This is a genomic window from Mesorhizobium sp. M1143 (genome assembly GCF_040318435.1).
Lineage (GTDB): Bacteria > Pseudomonadota > Alphaproteobacteria > Rhizobiales > Rhizobiaceae > Mesorhizobium.
This window is the reverse complement of sequence record NZ_JAMYMJ010000011.1, coordinates 80,952-101,172: the sequence shown is the minus strand read 5'-3', so window position 1 is coordinate 101,172 and position 20,221 is coordinate 80,952. Positions and strand designations below refer to the sequence as shown.

General features: G+C 63.6%; 20 protein-coding genes and 1 tRNA gene. 9 read left to right on the top strand and 12 right to left on the bottom strand.

The features are described from left to right. The first annotated feature begins 3 nt into the window (after positions 1–3). Together NKH35_RS11430 and NKH35_RS11425 are read left to right on the top strand one after the other, a co-directional pair. Positions 4–552, top strand: a complete 549-nt coding sequence (locus tag NKH35_RS11430; RefSeq protein ID WP_023683275.1) for a hypothetical protein — start codon at positions 4–6, stop codon at positions 550–552. A gap of 195 nt (positions 553–747) precedes the next feature. Further along, positions 748–1,032 carry an SCP2 sterol-binding domain-containing protein gene (locus NKH35_RS11425; protein WP_023671921.1) on the top strand — a complete coding sequence of 95 codons (285 nt, stop codon included), beginning with the start codon at positions 748–750 and terminating at the stop codon, positions 1,030–1,032. Positions 1,033–1,101: 69 nt separating this feature from the next. Here NKH35_RS11425 and NKH35_RS11420 read toward each other — a convergent pair whose 3' ends face one another. Together NKH35_RS11420 and odc2 are read right to left on the bottom strand one after the other, a co-directional pair. Then, positions 1,102–1,773, bottom strand: a complete 672-nt coding sequence (locus NKH35_RS11420; protein ID WP_352914542.1) for a GNAT family N-acetyltransferase — start codon at positions 1,771–1,773, stop codon at positions 1,102–1,104. 147 nt (positions 1,774–1,920) lie between these two features. Next, on the bottom strand, positions 1,921–3,054 hold the full coding sequence (gene odc2, locus NKH35_RS11415; RefSeq protein WP_023671923.1) for an ornithine/lysine decarboxylase: 1,134 nt from the start codon (positions 3,052–3,054) through the stop codon (positions 1,921–1,923). 540 nt (positions 3,055–3,594) lie between these two features. Here odc2 and NKH35_RS11410 point away from each other — a divergent pair. From NKH35_RS11410 to NKH35_RS11395, 4 genes are all read left to right on the top strand, one after another. Continuing rightward, positions 3,595–4,794, top strand: coding sequence for an amidase (locus tag NKH35_RS11410; RefSeq protein WP_023683272.1), 1,200 nt, complete (start codon positions 3,595–3,597; stop codon positions 4,792–4,794). A 2-nt stretch (positions 4,795–4,796) separates the two neighbouring features. Beyond that, positions 4,797–5,696, top strand: coding sequence for a LysR family transcriptional regulator (locus tag NKH35_RS11405; RefSeq protein ID WP_023671925.1), 900 nt, complete (start codon positions 4,797–4,799; stop codon positions 5,694–5,696). Between the two features lie 89 nt (positions 5,697–5,785). After that, positions 5,786–6,454 carry a DUF1007 family protein gene (locus tag NKH35_RS11400; RefSeq protein WP_023683271.1) on the top strand — a complete coding sequence of 223 codons (669 nt, stop codon included), beginning with the start codon at positions 5,786–5,788 and terminating at the stop codon, positions 6,452–6,454. Positions 6,455–6,462: 8 nt separating this feature from the next. Then, the gene (locus NKH35_RS11395) at positions 6,463–7,623 is read left to right on the top strand and encodes a nickel/cobalt transporter (protein ID WP_198031495.1); all 1,161 of its coding nucleotides are present in this window, start codon (positions 6,463–6,465) and stop codon (positions 7,621–7,623) included. Positions 7,624–7,633: 10 nt separating this feature from the next. Here the strand turns inward: NKH35_RS11395 and denD are convergent, their stop codons facing one another. Genes denD through NKH35_RS11375 form a run of 4 tightly spaced genes read right to left on the bottom strand, consistent with a single transcriptional unit; the run spans position 7,634 to position 10,567 of the window. After that, positions 7,634–8,617, bottom strand: coding sequence for a D-erythronate dehydrogenase (gene denD, locus NKH35_RS11390; RefSeq protein ID WP_023683269.1), 984 nt, complete (start codon positions 8,615–8,617; stop codon positions 7,634–7,636). Between the two features lie 11 nt (positions 8,618–8,628). Then, the gene (locus tag NKH35_RS11385) at positions 8,629–8,835 is read right to left on the bottom strand and encodes a hypothetical protein (RefSeq protein ID WP_023683268.1); all 207 of its coding nucleotides are present in this window, start codon (positions 8,833–8,835) and stop codon (positions 8,629–8,631) included. Between the two features lie 58 nt (positions 8,836–8,893). After that, positions 8,894–9,865: a cation diffusion facilitator family transporter gene (locus NKH35_RS11380; protein ID WP_023714027.1), complete on the bottom strand. Its 972-nt coding sequence runs from the start codon at positions 9,863–9,865 to the stop codon at positions 8,894–8,896. A gap of 15 nt (positions 9,866–9,880) precedes the next feature. After that, on the bottom strand, positions 9,881–10,567 hold the full coding sequence (locus NKH35_RS11375; RefSeq protein WP_023701049.1) for a GNAT family N-acetyltransferase: 687 nt from the start codon (positions 10,565–10,567) through the stop codon (positions 9,881–9,883). A gap of 83 nt (positions 10,568–10,650) precedes the next feature. On the opposite strand from NKH35_RS11375, the gene NKH35_RS11370 reads away from it, so the two are divergent. After that, positions 10,651–11,835, top strand: a complete 1,185-nt coding sequence (locus NKH35_RS11370; protein WP_023683265.1) for a pyridoxal phosphate-dependent aminotransferase — start codon at positions 10,651–10,653, stop codon at positions 11,833–11,835. 12 nt (positions 11,836–11,847) lie between these two features. On the opposite strand, the gene NKH35_RS11365 is transcribed toward NKH35_RS11370, so the two are convergent. Then, on the bottom strand, positions 11,848–12,609 hold the full coding sequence (locus NKH35_RS11365; protein WP_023683264.1) for an SDR family oxidoreductase: 762 nt from the start codon (positions 12,607–12,609) through the stop codon (positions 11,848–11,850). Between the two features lie 332 nt (positions 12,610–12,941). Then, positions 12,942–13,679 carry a tellurite resistance TerB family protein gene (locus tag NKH35_RS11360; protein ID WP_023671935.1) on the bottom strand — a complete coding sequence of 246 codons (738 nt, stop codon included), beginning with the start codon at positions 13,677–13,679 and terminating at the stop codon, positions 12,942–12,944. Between the two features lie 204 nt (positions 13,680–13,883). Between NKH35_RS11360 and NKH35_RS11355 the strand changes: the two genes are divergently transcribed. Beyond that, positions 13,884–14,246: a YybH family protein gene (locus NKH35_RS11355; RefSeq protein ID WP_023683263.1), complete on the top strand. Its 363-nt coding sequence runs from the start codon at positions 13,884–13,886 to the stop codon at positions 14,244–14,246. Positions 14,247–14,269: 23 nt separating this feature from the next. Here NKH35_RS11355 and trhO read toward each other — a convergent pair whose 3' ends face one another. Then, positions 14,270–15,196, bottom strand: coding sequence for an oxygen-dependent tRNA uridine(34) hydroxylase TrhO (gene trhO, locus NKH35_RS11350; RefSeq protein ID WP_023683262.1), 927 nt, complete (start codon positions 15,194–15,196; stop codon positions 14,270–14,272). A gap of 174 nt (positions 15,197–15,370) precedes the next feature. Here trhO and NKH35_RS11345 point away from each other — a divergent pair, with 174 nt between their 5' ends. Then, positions 15,371–16,009 carry a 2-dehydro-3-deoxy-phosphogluconate aldolase gene (locus tag NKH35_RS11345; RefSeq protein WP_023683261.1) on the top strand — a complete coding sequence of 213 codons (639 nt, stop codon included), beginning with the start codon at positions 15,371–15,373 and terminating at the stop codon, positions 16,007–16,009. Positions 16,010–16,144: 135 nt separating this feature from the next. Here NKH35_RS11345 and NKH35_RS11340 read toward each other — a convergent pair. The 3 genes from NKH35_RS11340 to NKH35_RS11330 form a co-directional block, all read right to left on the bottom strand. After that, positions 16,145–16,218 (bottom strand) — tRNA-Gln (locus NKH35_RS11340). 115 nt (positions 16,219–16,333) lie between these two features. After that, positions 16,334–18,160, bottom strand: a complete 1,827-nt coding sequence (gene mepK, locus NKH35_RS11335) for a peptidoglycan L,D-endopeptidase MepK (RefSeq protein WP_352914536.1) — start codon at positions 18,158–18,160, stop codon at positions 16,334–16,336. A 388-nt stretch (positions 18,161–18,548) separates the two neighbouring features. Next, on the bottom strand, positions 18,549–20,087 hold the full coding sequence (locus NKH35_RS11330; protein WP_023686396.1) for a sigma-54-dependent transcriptional regulator: 1,539 nt from the start codon (positions 20,085–20,087) through the stop codon (positions 18,549–18,551). Between the last annotated feature and the right edge of the window lie 134 nt (positions 20,088–20,221).

Below are 20,221 nucleotides of genomic sequence, written 5' to 3'. Positions count from 1 at the left end.
CCGGTGATCAAATTCATCGCCGCCGCGATCTGGATCTGCGCCGCCACGCTTGGCGCGGTGTTCTATTCGTTCCAGGCGGCCGGTGAGCGCGGCGTCGGCGAGACGCCGAAACCGATGCTGGGTGGCCTCGACTACGTCAAGACCGACATCATCTCGGTGCCGCTGATCCGCGATTCCAAGATCGACGGCTATTTCCTCACCAAGCTCGTCTACACGGTCGAGCCGGCCGAGATAAAGAAGATGTCGATCCCGGCCGAAGCGCTGATGACCGATCAGGTCTATTCCTATCTCTACTCCAATCCTCAGATCGACTTCACCAAGAAGGAAACCATCGATCTCGATGCCTTCCGCAAGGCCATACGCGACACCGTCAACGCCCGCGTCGGCGCCGACCTGGTGCATGAAGTGCTGATAGACCAAGTCAACTTCCTGACCAAGGATGAAATCCGCGACAACGCCATGCGCCGCCGCAAGGATCCGGCCACGCCGACCGAACCGGCCCCGGCGGAATCGGCCCAGGCCGAGGCGGCGAAGCCCGCTGCTGAACACTAACCTTCGTCGCAGGGTGAATGTTCTCTGCCGCATTCCTTCCGACTGAAACGAGATGACGCATCGCGCGTTGACGTTTACGTCAACTCGAAGCTATATGCGCCAAGCGACCAGGATCGCGGCACGCGCGAGACAGCGACTTCGGCGGAGGCCGGTCACTGAAGCGCGGCAAAACGCAACGAGACCAGGAGAACAGTCATGAGCGTTCAGGACATTGCCGAGAAGATGAGGTCGCGCGTGGCGAGCGCCGGGTTCGAACATTCCGTGAAGTTCGATACCGGCAGTGACGGCGTCATCGTCATCGACGGTGCAACCGTCTCGACCACCGACGCGCCGACCGACTGCACCATAAAGCTGTCGCTCGACGATCTGGATTCGCTGATCGCCGGCGACCTCAACCCGACCATGGCGTTCATGTCCGGCAAGATAAAGGTCGAAGGCGATATGTCGGTCGCCATGGCGCTCAGCCAACTGATCGGCTGAGCCCTTCGCAAAAACAAAACGCCGCCCTCGCTGAAATGCAAACGACCGGCGGCGTTTGTTTTTGGACAATCAGGCGGCCAGCGACAGCCTCTGTGCCTTGAGCTTGCGACCTGCAGCCTTCAGCGTGCCACGCGCGCCGTCGAGCGCACCATCGATCAGTTCCAGCGCCAGCAGGCGGTGCCGCTCGTACGGACCAGGCATGGCGAGCGCGCCGGTCTTCTCCGCCGAGAAGCCGAAGCGGCCATAGTAAGGCGCATCGCCGACCAGCAGCACCGCGGCATGGCCGAGACGCGCGGCCTCGGCCAAAGCATGGTGCATCAGCGCCGAGCCGATGCCGGCGTTCTTCAGCGCAGGATCGACGGCGAGCGGTCCGAGCAGAAGTGCTCCCGGGCCGCCCTCGCCAAGACGCACGTCCCACAGCCGCACCGTGCCGGCAACCGCGCCGGCGGCATCCCGCACGACAAAAGCGAGGCCTTCGGAAGGCCGGCGGCCGCGCCGCAGCTTCTCCGACGATTTCTTGCGCCGCATCGGCCCCATGGCGCGATCGAGCAACGCTTCACGCGATGCAATGTCTGCCGCAGTTTCGGCGACGATGGGAATGGCGCGGGCACTCTCCCCCCTCGAGGGGGAGATGTCGCCGAAGGCGACAGAGGGGGTCGGCACGACCTGACGCGACACCGCGTCGTGGACGAGGGATGCCGGCGCTTCACGCGAGACGACCCCCTCTGGCCTGCCTGCCATCTCCCCCTCAAGGGGGGAGATTCCCACGGCACCATCAATGTAATTTACAATGTCCATTTCCGCGATCCTTCACGAGCGGAGCTTGTTCCACAGGCGAACCCGAGCGGACGCAAACGTCCGCCTGAGGTGATCTGAAGGCCGAAGCCGTCAGATCACGTAGGATCGGAGAGGCTCGAAGCCGTTGAAGGCGACCGCCGAGTAGGTGGTCGTGTAGGCGCCGGTGCCTTCGATCAGCACATCGTCGCCGATGGTCAGCGACAGAGGCAGCGGATACGGCGTCTTCTCGTACATCACGTCGGCCGAATCGCAGGTCGGGCCGGCGAGCACGCAAGGTGCTGTCTCCGAGCCGTCATGGCGGGTGACGATCGGATAGCGGATCGCCTCGTCCATCGTCTCGGCCAGACCGCCGAACTTGCCGATGTCGAGGAACACCCAGCGCACATTGTCGTTTTCGGCCTTCTTGGAGATCAGCACGACTTCCGACTTGATGACGCCGGCATTGCCGACCATGCCGCGGCCCGGCTCGATGATGGTCTCAGGGATCGCATTGCCGAAATGCTTGCGCAGCGCCGAGAAGATGGCCTGGCCATAGGCCTGGGCCGCCGGCACGTCACGCAGATAGCGCGTCGGGAAACCGCCGCCCATATTGACCATCTTGAGGACGATGCCTTCGTCGGCGAGCGTGGCGAACACCTTCTTGGCGTCGGCCAGCGCACGGTCCCACGCCGTCAGGTCGGTCTGCTGCGAGCCGACATGGAACGACACGCCATAGGCGTCGAGGCCGAGCGTCCTGGCATGGCGCAGCACGTCGACGGCCATCGCCGGCACGCAGCCGAACTTGCGCGACAGCGGCCACTCGGCGCCTTCGCCGTCGGTCAAAACGCGGCAGAACACGCGCGCGCCGGGAGCGACGCGGGCGATCTTGTCGACCTCCTCGACGCAGTCGACGGCAAACAGCCGAATGCCGAGCTGGTAGGCGCGTGCAATGTCACGCTCCTTCTTGATGGTGTTGCCGAAGGAGATGCGGTCCGCCGGCGCACCGGCGTCCATCGCCATCTCGACCTCGGCAACGGAAGCGGTGTCGAAGGACGAGCCCATCGCAGCAAGCAGGCGCAGGATCTCCGGCGCAGGGTTTGCTTTCACCGCATAGTAGATCCTGGAATCGGGCAGCGCCTTCTCGAAGGCACGGAAATTGTCGCGCACGACATCGAGGTCGACGACGAGGCAGGGGCCGGACGGACGTCGGGTGGCGAGGAAGTCGAGGATGCGCTGGGTGGCCATCGGGGTCTCTCCATTAACGCCTTGCGGCGCGCAATAAGGCTGCGGGACGCGGGCTTTCGGCCTCGCGAACACGCGGTCAAACAAAGGCGGGACGGAAATCCATGGAACCAGCCGGTGGAGACCCCGGAACCATGAAACGCCGTCTCGCGGCGGTGAACCTTGGCCTTGCCCGGCCTCGGTTCGCTTTGTCTGCCTTGGCTTGGATGGGAGACCCGTCCGCACTGCCGGCAATGAAGGTGTGCCTCTTCAGTAACCCCGGTCTTTGGACGACCGGCAGAACACCAGAAAGGCCCGCACCGTCGTTGCTTCAAGGTGTCCTCGGGCTGGCGGTTGGCCGCTAGACCGACTGGAGGGGTTAGCTCCAGTTACCTTACCGATTTCCCTCACCATTCGAGGATCGGCGGACACCCACAGGCACGTGCGACTTTGGGCAAGCGCGATATAAGATCGAAAGATTTCACAATCAATAAAAATCGTATCCCAGGTTGTAAAATTTCCGGCATCGAACAATGCTGGCCTACTGTATACGGATATCGAACGATGCCAGGCACACACGGCCCGCTCAACGCCTTTCTCGACCTGCGCCGCATGCCGGTCGCCAATGCGGAACTGGGGCCGCTGGCGGGGCTCAAACTGGCGGTAAAGGACATTTACGACGTCGCCGGCTATCGCACCGGTTGCGGCAATCCGGTGAAGTTCGCCGAGTCCCACGCCGCGTCGAGCACCGCACCGGCCGTACAGGTGATTCTCGATGCCGGCGCGCGCTTCATCGGCAAGACGCAGACCGACGAGTTCGCCTTCTCGCTGATGGGCCAGAACGCGCATTTTCCGTTTCCGGTGAACCCGGCTGCCCCCGACCGCGTCACCGGCGGCTCGTCCTCCGGATCGGCCGCGGCGGTGGCCGGCAAGCTTGCCGACATCGCCACCGGCTCGGACACCGGCGGCTCGATCCGCGCCCCGGCGAGCTTTTGCGGATTGATCGGGCTGCGCACCACGCATGGCCGCATCTCGCTCGAAGGCACGATGAAGCTGGCGCCGAGCTTCGATACGTTCGGCTGGTTCGCCGACGACATCGAAACCTATGAGACGATCGGCAAGCTGTTGCTTGGCCGCGACCCGCATCAGCATCCGCTCAACCGGCCGCTGTCGATCCGCTGGCTGGACGCCTTCGTCGCCGGCCCGGCCGAGGCAGCCGAATATGCCAGGATGAGAGCGCTGGCCGCCAGTCTTGTCGGTGAGCCGGCGCCGGTAGAGTACAGCTTCGCCTCCTTCCCCGACGAGCTCTACTGGTGCTTTCGCCGCCTCCAGGCCGCCGAGGCCTGGCAGCAACATGGCGCCTGGATCATTTCGGGCGAGCGCAATCTCGGGCCGGGCGTCGAGGAGCGCTTTGGTTTTGGCAGGACAATCGACGAAAAGACCGCGCGGGCCGAGGCGGTGCGCCGCCTGACCTTCCGCTCCGAGCTGGCTGCCTTGCTCGGCCAAGACGGGTTTCTTGTCCTGCCCACCGTTCCAGGCCCCGCACCTCTGGTCAAAAGCGAGCCGCAGCAGCTCCAGGCCTACCGCGAAAGGGCCTTGCATCTTTTGTGCCTTTCGGGTCTTTCAGGCTTTCCGCAAATCACCCTGCCGCTGGGCTCGGTCGACGGTGCCCCTTTCGGCCTCTCGCTGCTCGGCCCTCCCGGCAGCGACATTGCCCTGATACGGCTCGGCCGGCGAATTCTCGATGCGGCACGAAAGGCCTGATGATGGATACACTGACCCGCATGCGCGCCTTCATCGACGTCGTCGAGGCCGAAGGCTTTTCGGCGGCCGCGCGCAAGATCGGTCGCTCCAAGGCGCTGCTGTCGAAATATGTGCGCGAACTCGAGGACGAACTCGGCGCGCTGCTGCTCAACCGCACCACGCGGCAGTTCTCGTTGACTGAGGCCGGCCATACCTATTACAGCCGCGCTTCGGAAATCGTGCGCGAGGTCGACAGCCTAGCCGACGCCGTGCGCGAATCCTCCGGCGACGTGCGCGGCAGGATCAAGCTCTCCGCGGCGCGCACCTTCGCCGACGCGCCGATAGGCCAGTCGCTCATCGACTTCGCCAAACAGCATCCCGACATCGTGCTCGACATCCATCTCGACGACCGTTTTGTCGATCTGGTCGAGGAAGGTTTCGATCTTGCCGTGCGCATCTCGCGCCTGGAGAACTCATCGCTGATCGCCCGCCGCCTGGGGCCGTTTTCGATCAAGCTTTGCGCCTCGCCGGAGCTGATCGCCAAGCACGGCAAGCCGACGCGCCCGCAGGATCTCGCCAACTTGCCCTGCATCGTCGACACCAATGGCCGCTCGCTCGCCAACTGGCGCTTCAGGGGCGATGGCGAGGAGTCAGTCAGTGTCAACGTATCGGGTCCCATCGAGGTCAACAGCCCGATGGCCGCGCGAGCCGCCGCCGTGTCCGGTCTGGGCTTCACCATCCTGCCGGATTTCATCGCCGCGCCCGACCTCGCATCCGGGCTTCTGGTGTCGTTGCTCGACGACCGCATCCAGTCGGGCAGCGGCATTTTCGCCGTCTACCCGCACCGTCGCTATCTGCCGGCCAAGGTCCGTGTCTTCGTCGATTTCCTGGTGCAATGGTTCAAGAACCGCGAGAGCGCTTGAGCCGGTCCTGCCGTGCCGCGGTCCCAATTTCGCCCCGTTTCTGGTAACCTCTCGAAATCTCTCCGAGGCCGATGGAACAGCGACCGAGAATGCATCTGAAACGGCACGCAATCATGCTGGCTTCGGCCCTGGCGACGACTTTTGCCTCCGTCGGAGCGGCTGGCGCGCATCCTCATGTCTTCGCCGAGGCCCGCCTCGACGTGATCCTCTCTCCGGATCACCAAAGTGTGAAAGCGCTGCGTCACCTCTGGCGTTTCGATGATCTGTTTTCGAGTACGGTGATGATGGAGTTCGACAAGAACTCCGACCTGAAGCTTGACGACAAGGAGCTGAAGGATGTCGCCGACACCGTTCATGCCTCGCTGGCCGAGTTCAATTATTTCCAGCTCGTCACCGTCGACGGCAAGGACGTGCCGATGACGCCGCCACCGCATCTTATGGCCAATTTCGAAAACGACCAGCTGATCATCCTGTTCGAATCCGAACCCAAGGTGCCGATCAAGCTCGCCGGCAAGATCGATTTCGGCGTCTACGATCCAACCTTCTACACAGCGATCGACTTCACCGAGGATAGCAACATCACGGTGGAAGGCCTGCCCTCGAGCTGCACCAAGAGCGTCATCCGGCCTGATCCAGACGAGGCGATCAAGGAAAACCAGAAGACCCTGACGGACGCGTTCTTCAACGACCCGACAGGCACCGACATGAGCAAGATCTTCGCCACCAAGCTCGAACTGAATTGCCCGCCAGAAGGATAGATCCGGTGATGAAACCGTCCCTGCGTTTGGCATTCGGCCTCGTGGCCGCTGCCCTGCTGATGACGCACTTTCTCGGGCAGGCCCATGCCCAGAGCTCACTCGGCATCGGTGTCAATGACGGCATGGCGCCCACCACCGGCCCGTTCGCCCACATCCTGATGTGGATCAATCTGCGCCAGCAGGAATTCTACCGCGCATTGGCCACGGCGATGAAAGCAATGCGCGAGGACGGCAGCAAGATGTGGCTGCTGATCGGCCTGTCCTTCGCCTATGGCATTTTCCACGCCGCCGGCCCCGGCCACGGCAAGGCGGTGATCTCGTCCTACATGGTGGCCAATGAAGTGGCGCTCAGGCGCGGTATCCTGCTGTCCTTCGTCTCGGCGCTGCTGCAGGGCCTGACCGCGATCCTGGTGATGCTGCTTGCCTATTTCGTCCTGCGCGGCACCGCCATCTCGATGACCGACGCAGCCTGGTTCATGGAGATCATGAGCTATGTCTTCGTCACTTTGTTCGGCGCCTGGCTGCTGTGGCGCAAGCTTGGGCCCACGGTCCAGCGCTGGTTCGGCAGGGCGCCCGCCTACAGCCTGTCGGCAGCCCACGCCGGCCATGGCGGCCATTCGCATGCCGGTCACAGCCACGCGGCGCAGGCGCATGCCTTGCATGTGCATCACGACCATTCGCATGATCATCACGATCACGCCGCGCACGACCACGACACGCACGATCATTCCGATCACGACCACGCTCATCACAATCACGCCGCTCACGATCAACCGGCCGGCGAGGTCTGCGACACGTGCGGCCATTCGCATGCGCCTGATCCGGCGCTGCTGTCGGGCGACCGCTTCGACTGGCGCACGGCCTGGTCGGCTGTAGCCGCCGTCGGCATCCGCCCCTGCTCCGGCGCGCTGATTGTGCTCAGCTTCGCGCTGCTCAACGGCCTGTGGCTCGGCGGCCTGCTGTCGGTGCTGGCGATGTCTATCGGCACCGCCATCACAGTCTCGGCGTTGGCGACGATCGCTGTGACAGCCAAGAACTGGGCGGTCTATTTCGCCGGCGATGGCCGCATGGGCAACCGTATCCACACATTCGTCGAAATCGGCGGCGCCGCGTTCGTCTTCCTGTTCGGGCTGTTGCTGTTGTCGGCGAGCCTGTCCGGAACTGTATGACCTCGGCGGGTCAGGCCTGACCCGCGATCTTTCCGCCCAACTCATCCTCGATATGAGCGCGGATGATTTCATCGAAACTGTTTTCGGCGCTGAAGCCGAGGTCCCTTGCACGGCGCGCCTCGAAGCGCGTCGGCCAACCCTTGACGATCGCCCAGATGGTCTCATCCGGCTGTTCGCGGATCAGCTTCACGACGTCGGCGCCTGCAATGCGCTCCAGCGCCTCGATCTGCTCGCCGACGGTGACGGCAACGCCGGGCATTGTGAGGTTGCGGCGCGGCCCGACAGCGGCACCGTCGAGCCCGGCGGCATGGATCAGGAAGTTCACCGCCGAACGCGGGCTGGCATGGGTGTGCAGCACCGAGCGCGGCACCGGCAGGATCGCCTCGTGGCCGCTCAGCGGCTCGCGGATGATGCCGGAGAAGAAACCTGACGCCGCCTTGTTCGGCTTGCCGGGCCGCACGCAGATGGTCGGCAGCCTTATGCCGATGCCGTCGAAGAAGCCGCGCCTGGAATAGTCGGCCAGCAGCGCCTCGCTCATCTGCTTCTGGGTGCCGTAGGAGGTCAGCGGCGTCGGATGAAAGTCGTCCGGGATCACATCGGGGAACGGCGCGCCAAACACCGCGATCGACGAGGTGAAGACGAGGCGCGGCGAAAAGCCCGCCAGCCGGACCGCATCGAACAGAGCCCGTGTGCCGTCGAGATTGACGCGGTAGCCGAGATCGAAATTGGCTTCCGCCTCACCCGACACGATGCCGGCGAGATGGAACATGACGTCGGGGCGTGACGCCACCAGGCTCTCGGCAGCACCGGCGTCGGCAAGGTCGCCGGTATGCGTGGCGATGCTGACGCCGTCCATCGCCGGCGCCTGCGGCGGCACGATGTCGTGCAGGTCGAGCCCGGTGATCTTGCGGCCGTTGAGCGTGCCGTCCTTGGCCAGCCGGTCGACAAGTTTGCGGCCGACCATGCCGGCGGCGCCAGTAATCAGGATGCGCATTTCAAAGCCTCTTATTTGCCCTTGTTCTGGCTGCGACCCCGCAACCAGAACACCAGAAAGAATGCCAGCACGAAGGCGATGCCGACGATGCCGGCAAGTACGGTCGAGATATTGCCGACAGCCAGCATCACCGTCGGCAGATAGAACGCCGCGATGCCGAACAGCAGCATGATCCAGGCTGCGGCAATCAGCGCGTTTCGCGTGTCGCGATCCATCATGCCGTCCCGCCACAGCGGGAACTCGTCAACTCGGATGCCAATGCCATGAAATTCCCTGTCAGTGATAATGGCCGTGATGCGGTGGCGCACCATGGTCGTGGTCATGATCGTGCTCGTCACGGCTGTCGGCGCACTGGCCGAATTCCGGTTCAACCGTGGCGTGGCTGATGCCGTGTTCGGCGGCGAGCCGCTTCTTGATGGCGCTGACCGCCTGGTGCGGATCGACGCCATCGTTGAGGCAGGCATGCAGCGTCGCCATGTTGCTGGACCCGTCGAGCGACCAGACATGCATGTGATGCACTTCGCGCACGCCGTTGACGGTGCCGGCAATGTCCTTGGCGATGAGGTCGCGGTCGAGGCTTGCCGGTACGCCTTCGAGAAGGACGTGGGCGGCTTCGCGCATCAACGACCATGCGGTGGACAGGATCAGCACCGAGACCAGCACCGACAGAATCGGGTCGATCGGCGTCCAGCCGGTGGCCAGGATGACCAGCGCCGCCACGATCGCCGCCGCCGAACCGAGCAGGTCGCCCAGCACATGCAGGATGGCGCCGCGCATGTTGAGGCTGTCGTGGTCGCCGCCATGCAGCACGAAGAACGAGGCGAAGTTTACCAGAAGGCCGGCGATCGCCACCACCAGCATCGGCCCGCCCAGCACCGGCGCCGGCGTCATCAGCCGGCCCCAGGCTTCGTAGACGATCCACAAAGCAATGGCGAAGATGGCGATGCCGTTGGTGTAGGCGACCAGCGTCTTGACCCGGCCGAAACCATAGGTCAGGCGCACTGTCGCCGGCCGTCCGCCAAGATGGAAGGCGTACCAGGCAAGGCCAAGCGCGATCGAGTCGGCGAGCATGTGGCCGGCGTCGGCCAGCAGCGCCAGTGATCCCGTCAAAAGGCCGCCAAGCACTTCGGCCACCATGAAGCCGGCGGTCAGGCAGGCTGCGATCAGCACACGCTTCTTGTCGGTCGAGCCATGCACGTGGCCGGCGCCATGCCCAGCATGCGAACCATGATCATGGCTGTGCGCCATCGGAAAAAACTCCTGTTACGCGCCGAACTCGGCGCGGAAATCCTCGAGCCGCCGCTTCTGCCGGCCTTCGCCATCGAAATTGGCGGGATCGAGCCATGCCTCATAGGCTTTGCGCAGCGCCGGCCATTCCTTGTCGATGATCGAGTACCATGCGGTATCGCGGTTTTCACCCTTGACCACAAGATGCTGGCGGAAAATGCCCTCGAACTTGAAGCCGAACCGTTCCGCCGCGCGCTTTGACGGCTCGTTGCGGTTGTTGCATTTCCACTCGTAGCGGCGATAGCCGAGCCCGTCGAAAATATACTTCATGAACAGGAACTGCGCCTCGGTCGCTGCCGGCTTGCGCGAGATCAGCGGCCCCCAATAGATGTTGCCGATCTCGATGACGCCATAGGTGGGATCGATGCGCATCAGCGTCTGTCGCCCGGCGACCTTGCCGCTGGCCTTGTCGATGACGGTGAAGAACAGCGGATCCTCGCTCGCCTCGACCTTGTCCAGCCATGGCTGGAAATCGGCGCGGGTTTGCGGCGGGTAGTCGGGCAGCCAGGCAAAGCGTCCATCGATGTCGGGCACGGACGACGCCTCGTACAACCCATCGCCGTGCTTTTCGGCGCTCAGCGGTTCGAGCCGGACATAGCGGCCGTCAATGGGCTTGCGCTCGGGCCGCGGACGCGCTTGCCAATCTTTGAGATTTTCCGACACGCAAAACTCCAATCCGTTTGACTTTTGTGAGCAGACGCTCACAAAAACGCGACCTAACAGCAAGAACCACACGGACGGGAAAAATGCTCCACACGATTTCGGCCTTCGACCGTCTCGGCGAGGAAAACGCCTTTGCCGTGTTGGCGCGCGCGACTGCACTGGCTCAACAGGGCCGCGACATCGTCAACCTCGGCATCGGCCAGCCCGACTTCAAAACGCCGCAGCACATTGTCGAGGCCGCGATCAAGGCGCTGCGCGACGGCCACCATGGCTACACCCCGGCCAATGGCCTGCTGGCGACGCGCGAAGCGGTGGTGCGGCGCACGCTGACCACTACCGGCGTCGAAGTCTCGCCCGAGAATGTAATGATCCTGCCCGGCGGCAAGCCGACCATGTTCGCGGCCATCTTGATGTTCGGCGAACCCGGCGCCGAGATCCTCTATCCAGACCCAGGCTTTCCGATCTACCGCTCGATGATCGAGTTCACCGGCGCCGCGCCCATTCCGGTGCCGATCCGCGAGGAGAACGGCTTTGCCTTCTCGGCAGAAGAGACGCTGGCGCTGATCACGTCGAAGACCAGACTGCTAATCCTCAACTCACCGGCCAACCCGACCGGCGGCGTCACGCCGCGCGCCGAGATCGAGAAGCTGGTAAAGGGACTGCAAGCGCATCCGCAGGTCGCTATCCTCTCCGACGAAATCTACGACGTCATGACCTATGACGGCGAGACGCATTTTTCGCTGCTCAATTTTCCGGAAATTCGCGACCGGCTGATCGTGCTCAACGGCTGGTCGAAGACATGGGCGATGACCGGCTGGCGCATGGGCTGGTCGATCTGGCCGAATGGCGACAAGGGCGGGCATCTCTACGACAAGGTCCGCAAGCTGGCGGTCAATTGCTGGTCCTGCGTCAACGCGCCGAGCCAGTTCGCCGGCATCGCCGCCATCGACGGCCCGCAGGACGATGTCGACAAGATGATGTGCGCCTTCGACAACCGCAGGAAGATGGTGGTCGAGGGGCTGAACGCGCTGCCCGGCGTCTCCTGCATCACGCCCAAGGGCGCATTCTATGCCTTCCCGAATGTTTCGAAGACCGGCTGGAAGGCCAAGAAGCTCGCCTCGGCACTGCTCGAGGAGGCCGGCGTGGCGCTGATCGGCGGCCCCGATTTCGGCATTCTCGGCGAAGGCTACATCAGGCTCTCCTACGCCAATTCCGAAGAGAACATCTTGCGCGCGCTGGAGCGGATCGAGTCGTTTTTGAAGAGGTAGGCCTTCGGCTCTTCACCCACGCCCCACGAACGGCATCTTGGTCGCCATCACCGTCATGAACAGCACATTGGCATCGAGCGGCAGGCTGGCCATGTGGACGACGGCGTCGGCGACGCGCTGGACGTCCATCACCGCTTCGGCGGCGATGGTGCCATTGGCCTGCGGCACGCCGACCGTCATGGCATGCGCCATATCGGTCAGCGCGTTGCCTATGTCGATCTGGCCGCAGGCGATGTCATAGGGCCGGCCGTCGAGCGCCAGCGTCTTGGTCAGCCCCGATATGGCGTGCTTGGTCGCGGTGTAGGGCACCGAGCCCGGCCGTGGCGCATAGGCCGACACCGAGCCATTGTTGATGATGCGGCCGCCCATTGGCTTTTGCTTGCGCATGACGCCGAAGGCGGCGCGGGCGCACAGGAACGATCCGGTGAGATTGACGCCGACAATATCGTTCCAGACCTCGACCGGGATCTCGTCGATCGGCGTCGACTTGTAGCTCATGCCGGCATTGTTGAAGAGCAGGTCGACGCGGCCGAAGGCTGCGGCCACCGTCTCGAACAGATCATCGACTTCGCCGGCCTTGCTGATGTCGCAGGCAACCGCCAGCGCCTTGGCGTCCGTTTTCCCGGCCTCGGTAATGGCGGCATCGAGCACCGCTTTGCGGCGGCCGCAAAACACCGTGTTCCAGCCGGCCTTGAGCAGCGCCGTGGCGACGCTCTTGCCGATGCCGGTGCCGGCGCCGGTGACGATGGCGGTTTTCTCTGTGAGGACTGTCATGATTTTGCTCCTGCGCGCCGCGCATCCCCGGCACAGATCGGGGTGCATCCGAATGCACCGACCCATCGCAAATGAGGGCGATCATGGCAAGCCGGACACTAATGCATGTCGCTCAAAAGTGGCCCCGGTTCTGAGAGAACGACATGCATCCGGACAAAAACATGAAGCGCCACGCGCTTTATGTGATCGGTCCGACAAAAAGGGCGGTCATTGGCGACCGCCCCCTGATCTGAACCGGGCTTGGGAGGAGGAAAAGCCGATCCGACTAACTAAAATCATGCGCTTCCTCGGTAAACGAGCAGTTAACGCTTTTCCCGCCGCGGCTGCGTTGTCTACCAGCGCGGGTTCGGCGCCGTGCCTGACGGAACCGGCACCTTGGCCGCCGACACCGTCGCCTCGACATGATCGACGAGCGCATCCGGCAGGCCGAGCCGGCCGGCGAGCAGGTCGAGATAGCCGCGTTCGGCGCGCGTATCGGGGTCGATCGTCAGTCGCGACGCCGTGTAGAGCTCGAGCCTCTGCTCATCGGTCTTGGCGCCTGCGACCAGCGTATCGAGGTCGAGCGGGCTATCCAGCTCGGCCATCAGAAACTTTTCCGCTTCCGTGCCGATGCCGGCCAGACTGAGCTTGCCGGCGATCTTTTGGCGTTCCGCGTCATCGACATGGCCATCGGCCTTGGCCGCCGAGATCATCGCCCGCACCAGGGTCAGCGTGAACTCGTCCTCCCCCTGTGGCGCCTGTGAAGGATGAAAGCCGGTGTCGGCGGGCGGCGGCAGCAATTCCGGCTGGCCGGCCGCCGGCGCCTGCTCGGGTGCATTGCCGGCCTTGTAATTCTGGTAGGCCTTGTAGGCGAGACCGCCGATCGCAGCCAGTCCGCCGAGCTTCACGGCCGTGCCGGTGACCTGCCGTCCCGTGCCGGTTCCAAGCAGCACCGCGGCCAGCGCACCGGCGGCCAGCGGATTGTCCTTGGCCATCTGCACAGCCTGCCCGGCCTTGTCGCGAACGGTGCCGGTTGTGCCGGGAACTTGCGAGCCGAGCAGATCGTCGAGAAGCTTCTTGGGGTCGAACATGGTGCCTCCAGAAAAGGGCCCGCACCAACGTGGACGGGCAGGTTTTGGACGTTGCAGACGTAGGTCCCGCACACTGACATTACAATGACGGAGGCGCGCTTTGCTATCGGCGCCGGCAATGCCGCAAATCAGTGATCCGTGTGTCGATACCGGCCTCGGCTTGCGCTAATGTCGCCGCCGCATTGCCGAGGGAGGAACCTTGCTGTGACCGATCAACCTGGCCGGGAACCGGCGCGCGATCCGCAGGATCTGGAACGTTTGTTGATCGACCGGCAGTGGGCCGGAGACATTGACGGCATGGTGGCGTTGTTCCAACCCGATGCCGTCATCGACACCGGAGCAGCCGAATTGACGCGTGGCCACGAGGCGATCCGCGCTTTGTTCGAAGCCTTTGCCGCGAGCGGGCGAAAATTCCAGCGCGGCGAGCAGCGCCCGGCGGCCATCAACGGCGACCTCGCGTTGACGTCGACCAGGCTTGCCGACGGATCGATAACCTCAGAGATCGCGCGCCGGCAGGCCGACGGCACATGGCTGTGGGTGATCGACCGCTATTCTGTCGTGTGGTGATCCAGTCAGGGCGTCGGCGGCACTTAACTGCCGATATGTCCCCTGCCCTGCGCCTGCGCAAGTTCGACCTGGCGCTGGCGCTCGGCATAGCGGGTGCGATCCTCATCCGAGCGTGCCTCGTAGCAATGCGGGCATGTCACGCCGGTGGAAAAATGCGGCGACAGCCGGTCCTCCCGCGTCAGCGGATGCCGGCAGGCGCGGCAGAGTTCGGCCTCGCCTTCGGTCAACCCATGCGACACCGAGACCCGATCGTCGAAGACGAAACACTCGCCCTGCCAAAGGCTGTCTTCGGCCGGCACCTCTTCAAGATATCTGAGGATGCCGCCCTTGAGATGGAACACATCCTCGAAGCCGAGCGACTTCACATAGGCCGTCGCCTTTTCGCAGCGGATGCCGCCGGTGCAGAACATCGCAACCTTGCGGCCGTCGAGTTGGTCGCGGTGTTTTTCCACCCAGGCCGGGAATTCGCGAAAGCTCGACGTGCGTGGATCCACCGCACCCTCGAACGTGCCTATCGACACTTCGTACGCGTTGCGTGTGTCGATGACGATGGTGCCGGGGTCCGAGATCAGCGCGTTCCAGTCGGCCGGCGCGACATAGGTCCCCGCACCCGTCGCCGGGTCGAGGTCTTCGACGCCCATGGTGACGATCTCGCGCTTCAGCCGCACCTTCATGCGATGAAACGGCATTTCGGCGGCAGTGCTGTATTTGACCTCGAGATCGGCAAGACCCTCGATGGCCTCAAGATAAGCGATCAGGTCGGCTATGTCGGTTTCGCTGCCGGCGACCGTGCCGTTAATACCTTCCTGCGCCAGAAGCAATGTGCCCTTGATGCCCCGCCCGCAGCAGAAGGCGGCAAGTGGCGTGCGCAAGACCCGCAGCACCTCGAAGTCGCCCAGCCTCGCAAATTTGTAGAGTGCGGCAACGCGCACGGGTTCACGGTTGGTCATCGCCAAGCCACTAAACCGTGGTCAAAGCGGATTCAAGGCAGAGCTAAAGACACTTCGTCGGTATTCGCCCGCAGGCTCGTTGGCCGACATGTGACATCGCGGCAGGCCGGGTTTCGTGGACTCGGAATCGGCCTTCTGCTAATCGGTTGAAATCACCTAGGGAGAGACAAGCCAATGCTCAGCAAGACCGAAACGCTCCTGTCGCTGCTCAATGGCCAGCCGGTCATTCCGGTGCTGAAGATCGCCAATGTCGCGGACGCCGTCCCGCTCGCCCGGGCGCTGGCCGCCGGCGGCCTGCCGGCAATCGAGATCACGTTGAGAACCGCCGATGCGCTGGAAGCGATCCGCCGCGTCGCCGGTGAGGTCGAGGGCGCCATTGTCGGCGCCGGCACAATTCTCGATGCCAAGCAGTTCGACGAGGCAGCGGCCGCTGGCTCGAAATTCATCGTCAGCCCCGGCATCACGCGAGAGTTGCTGGCGGCGGCCAAGGACAGCGACGTTCCCTTGCTGCCCGGCGCCATCACGCCCGGCGAGATCATGGCTGCCCGCGAGGCCGGCCTGCGGTTCCTGAAATTCTTCCCGGCCGAACAATCCGGCGGCATCGCCTCGCTCAAGGCCTTTGCCTCGCCGCTGGCCGACGTGAAATTCTGCCCGACCGGCGGCATCTCGGCCAAGAACGCCGCCGACTATCTCAGCCTGCCCAATGTCGTCTGCGTCGGCGGCTCGTGGGTGGCGCCGGACGAGTTGGTCAAGGCCGGCAAGTGGGATGAGATCGAGGCGCTCGCGAAGGCCGCGAGCAAGCTCGGAAAATAACCTCCGCTACTTTGTCTTTGCGCAATTCCCAAGGGAAGCGCTCTTTTCCCGGGAAAATCACAGTGTTCCCGGAATTGCACTCGGCACAAAAACCCGCCAGCTGCGCCGACCGGGTTTGCTACGCATTGAAATTTTTGGTTCCCGCTCATGGGCTCGAACCACGATTCACGCCTTCAAAGGGCGCTGTCCTACCATTAGACGAAGCGGGAATGCAGGCTGGTGGTTAGCATTCCGGGACGCTAGAAGCCAGTGCTGGAGATTCGCCAACAGCAAAAAGCCGCGCGGGTTGCCCAGCGCGGCTTCGATGTTTACCCCGTCGAGCTCTTACTTCGTCTGGAAGCGGGCGACCGAAAGGAATTTTACGGCATTGCCGGTGAAGCGGTTGGCATCGGCCATCTGGTTGTCCGCCTGGAAGCCTGCGGTGTAGACCTCGCTCGGCGGCGTATGCACGATGTTGTAGGCATAGCGCGGCGCTGTCGTCGGGCTGGAAACGGTGGCGATGTTGTCGCCGCTGCTCAGCGCCCAGCGCGCCGCCTGCGGTTCGGCTGCCACCACCACTGCCTTCGGTCCTGGCTTCAGGTCGCGGGCCGAAGCCCTTGCTTCCTTGCGTGTCGTCTTGACGCCGGCGCCGATCACCGAGGCTGGATCGGTACCGGCGGGACGGGCAGCAATAGCACCGCGCGGCGATGCGGCATCGACACCTGACGGATCGTTGAACGCCGAGCGAGGCTCGAGCGACGCAACCTGATAGTCGTCGGTAGCACCGGCTGTATCGGCGGCACTGGCCTGTTCGAGAACCGCCTTGACCTCGTCCGGACGCTGCGACGGTAGCACCGAGAACGCGTCGGTTGCGGTCTGCTTGTGGGCAGCCGTATCGGCCAGCGCCAGCAGAACGCCCTTGTCCTGCGGCGCAAGCTCAGCCGGCTGCGAAGAGCGGTCGGGACGCCAGGTCGGCAACGGGACGTTGACCGCGACCTGCGCCGGAGCGGCAGCTTGATCGACCCCCTGGTCGGCATTGCTCGCATCGGCCGTGCCGAACGGCACATTGGCCGGCGCCTGCGCCGTCGCCACCGTCTGTTCGGTGGTGGCATCGGCCACGCCGAACGGCACGGTCTCAGGTTGTTGCGCGCCGACATCGGCCTTCGGCCGCGGTGCGAAAGCGGGCCGCGGCACTTCCTTGGCGGGCAGCGCGGCGATGATCGTCTCCGGCGTGTCCTGCGGCTCCGAATCGTCAGCGCTGTCGTCGGCAAGCTGTGGAATGTTGGCGCGCTTGGCGTTCTGCGGCGACACGATCGCGATGCCAGGCAGATTGCTGTTGTTGTTGCTCGTGGCAGCCAGCACCGGCTTCACGCTTCTCGGCGGCGGCGCGGCGGTAGCGACATCGGCGCTGTCGTCGGCTTCGTCTTCGCCGCCACCGCCAAAGAAAGCGGACAGGAAGCCACCGGATTTCTTGGTGCTGCCGCCTGCGCTGGCCATCATGATGGCAGGAGAACCGGCGCCCTTGCGCGCCTTGTAGGAGGCGAGCGCCTGGTCATAACCCGGCAACGGCCTGCCGTCGCTCGGCACATGCAGCGTCTTGCCATTGGGGAACAGGCTGACCAGTTCCTGGCGGCTGATGCCTGGCCAATGCCGCACATTGCCGACGTCCATGTGGACGAAGGGCGAACCCGACGACGGATAGTAGCCGACGCCGCCGCCCTGCATCTTCAGGCCGATGTTGCGCAGCTTTTTCAGCGGCACACCCGGAATGTAGAAGTCCATCGCCTTGCCCAGCATATGCTGGCTTTCCTTGGCGACACCGCGGCTGCGGCTGCGCAGCATCGAATTGGTCGACGGCGAGCGATAGCCGCAAACGACCTGGATGTAGTCGGTGGCGCCGGCCTGCCGGTAAGCTTCCCACACCAGATCGAGCAGGCGCGGATCCATCTTGGTCGGTTCGTTGCGACGCCAGTCGCGCAGGATGATGTTGATCTTCCTGAGGCCTGCCGGATCGTAGCGGCCATTGCGCTTGTAGACGATCTCGGCCTTTTCGTGCGTGTGGAGGTGATAGAGCTTGAGCGAGCGCGTTTCAGCGCTGGCGCCGGCAGCAGTTGCGGCGAGGAAAGCGAACGCAACGATCAACGCTGCCAGCCATCTCGGCCAGACGCCCATGTGATCGCGCCGCCCGTTTCTGTGTCGTTCGACTTTGTTCAAATCAAAAGGCCTTGCAGGCTGCCGTTTGTCCCCGGATTTGTCCAAACGGATGCGTGGTTCTCACATCCGAGTATCGATCCTAATGGTTAATCATCGCTTATTGAAGCCGAAATGCGGTAACACCGTGGCGATATCCCGTCAAAAATAATACACAGGATTTCTTGGTAAACTGCTGGTTTAGATCAAGATTCAGCCTTTTCCCGCTACACGATCTGTTACCGCTGGCCTTAATGCGTGAACAACGCTGTCCGCATCAGCCATATTCCCGCCCCAACCCTTATGCAGCGCCGGATGGGCATGGCAAGCTGGTCCCGGCCTTGCGTTGGCAAGCTGTGGAATTCGGCGTTCAGGAGGCAAGGCGGTCGAGGCGGCCGGTTTCCGGGTCGATGCCGTATTCCTTGAGCTTGCGGTAGAGCGTCGAGCGGCCGATGCCGAGACGCCGTGCGACCTCGCTCATCTGGCCGTTGTAATGGTCGATGGCGAGCTTGATCATTTCGAGTTCGACATCGGCCAGCGCACGCACATTGCCACGCTCGTCCAGCGCCCTCAATGTGCCGAAACGCTGAAGCAACCTGGCCGGAGGGGCGAGCTCGGCAGCTGCCGTACCGGCGTCATCAGTCTGCGCGCCATCGCCTTGCGATCCGGTGCTCAAGGCCATGCCGGGGTCCGACAAGGACGCATCGGCGTCGAGATTGACGGTGCCGTCGACCTGCGCCCGGATCTGCGGAAATTCGTCAGTCGTGAGCACATCGCCTTCGGCAAGCACCGAGGCCCTGAACACGGCGTTTTCCAGCTGCCTGATGTTTCCCGGCCAATCATAGGCCTGCAGCATGGCCAGTGCGGCATCCGAGATGCCGTGCAGGCGATTGCCCGCCGGCGCCACCTTGTCCATGAAATGCTTGACCAGATAGGGGATGTCGTCGCGGCGGTCGCGCAGCGGCGGCACGACGATCGGGTAAACGTTGAGCCGGTAGAACAGGTCCTCGCGAAACTTGCCGTCCTTGACCTGCTGCAGAAGGTTGCGGTGCGTGGCCGAGATCAGCCTGATGTCGACCCTGACGGTGGAACGGCCGCCGACCGGATCGACCTCGCCATCCTGCACGGCGCGCAACAGCTTGACCTGCACGTCGAGCGGCAGGTCGCCGATCTCATCCAGGAACAGCGTGCCCGAATGCGCCTCGACGAACTTGCCGGTGTGCTTTTCGGTGGCGCCGGTGAACGAGCCTTTTTCGTGACCGAACAGGATCGATTCGACCAGATTGTCGGGGATGGCGCCGCAATTGACGGTGACGAACGGTTTTGTGCGGCGTTCGCCGCTGCCCTGGATGGCGCGCGCCACCAATTCCTTGCCGACGCCTGATTCGCCCTCGATCAGGATCGGGATGTTGGAGGCCGCAGCCTTCTGGCCGAGGCGGATCACCCGGTCCATCGCCGGGCTGTGCGTGATCATGTCCTTGAAGGTCAGGTGGCCGCCGCGACGCCGCGACGTGCGCTTGACCTCGTCCTCGACCGCCTCGACCTTGAGCGCGTTGCCGATCGCGGTCTGCAGCCGGTCGGGAGACGCCGGCTTGACGACAAAATCGAAGGCGCCGTGGCGCATCGCCGAAACCACCGTTTCGATGCCGCCCTGCGCAGTCTGCACGATGACGGGAACAGTGATGCCGCGCTCGCGCATCGCCTTCAGCACGCCGATGCCGTCGAGGCCCGGCATGACAAGGTCGAGGATGACTGCCGAAATATCCCTCGCATTGGGTCCGTCAAGCGCGCTCAGACCGGCCTCGCCGCCATCGGCAACGATGGCGCTGTGGCCGAATTTCGTCACCGCCGCCTCGAGCAGCCGGCGCTGCACGGGATCGTCATCGACTATAAGAATGGAACCTGTCATGACTGATTTGAGTTGCCCGCCTTGGGAAATTCCCATGGATCATCTTGGCACAGGGTTCTAAACAAGGTTTCAAAAAACCCGGTGAACGAATTCCTTAGGATTTGACCGGCTTGTCCTTTCCCCTTGATTCCAGA

Coding starts and splice junctions, on each gene's coding strand:
- NKH35_RS11425 (WP_023671921.1), top strand. CDS start 748: ATGAGCGTTCAGGACATTGCCGAGAAGATGAGGTCGCGCGTGGCGAGC.
- NKH35_RS11420 (WP_352914542.1), bottom strand. CDS start 1,773: ATGGCAGGCAGGCCAGAGGGGGTCGTCTCGCGTGAAGCGCCGGCATCC.
- odc2 (WP_023671923.1), bottom strand. CDS start 3,054: ATGGCCACCCAGCGCATCCTCGACTTCCTCGCCACCCGACGTCCGTCC.
- NKH35_RS11410 (WP_023683272.1), top strand. CDS start 3,595: ATGCCAGGCACACACGGCCCGCTCAACGCCTTTCTCGACCTGCGCCGC.
- NKH35_RS11405 (WP_023671925.1), top strand. CDS start 4,797: ATGGATACACTGACCCGCATGCGCGCCTTCATCGACGTCGTCGAGGCC.
- NKH35_RS11400 (WP_023683271.1), top strand. CDS start 5,786: ATGCATCTGAAACGGCACGCAATCATGCTGGCTTCGGCCCTGGCGACG.
- NKH35_RS11395 (WP_198031495.1), top strand. CDS start 6,463: ATGAAACCGTCCCTGCGTTTGGCATTCGGCCTCGTGGCCGCTGCCCTG.
- denD (WP_023683269.1), bottom strand. CDS start 8,617: ATGCGCATCCTGATTACTGGCGCCGCCGGCATGGTCGGCCGCAAACTT.
- NKH35_RS11385 (WP_023683268.1), bottom strand. CDS start 8,835: ATGATGGATCGCGACACGCGAAACGCGCTGATTGCCGCAGCCTGGATC.
- NKH35_RS11380 (WP_023714027.1), bottom strand. CDS start 9,865: ATGGCGCACAGCCATGATCATGGTTCGCATGCTGGGCATGGCGCCGGC.
- NKH35_RS11370 (WP_023683265.1), top strand. CDS start 10,651: ATGCTCCACACGATTTCGGCCTTCGACCGTCTCGGCGAGGAAAACGCC.
- NKH35_RS11365 (WP_023683264.1), bottom strand. CDS start 12,609: ATGACAGTCCTCACAGAGAAAACCGCCATCGTCACCGGCGCCGGCACC.
- NKH35_RS11360 (WP_023671935.1), bottom strand. CDS start 13,679: ATGTTCGACCCCAAGAAGCTTCTCGACGATCTGCTCGGCTCGCAAGTT.
- trhO (WP_023683262.1), bottom strand. CDS start 15,196: ATGACCAACCGTGAACCCGTGCGCGTTGCCGCACTCTACAAATTTGCG.
- NKH35_RS11345 (WP_023683261.1), top strand. CDS start 15,371: ATGCTCAGCAAGACCGAAACGCTCCTGTCGCTGCTCAATGGCCAGCCG.
- mepK (WP_352914536.1), bottom strand. CDS start 18,160: ATGGGCGTCTGGCCGAGATGGCTGGCAGCGTTGATCGTTGCGTTCGCT.
- NKH35_RS11330 (WP_023686396.1), bottom strand. CDS start 20,087: ATGACAGGTTCCATTCTTATAGTCGATGACGATCCCGTGCAGCGCCGG.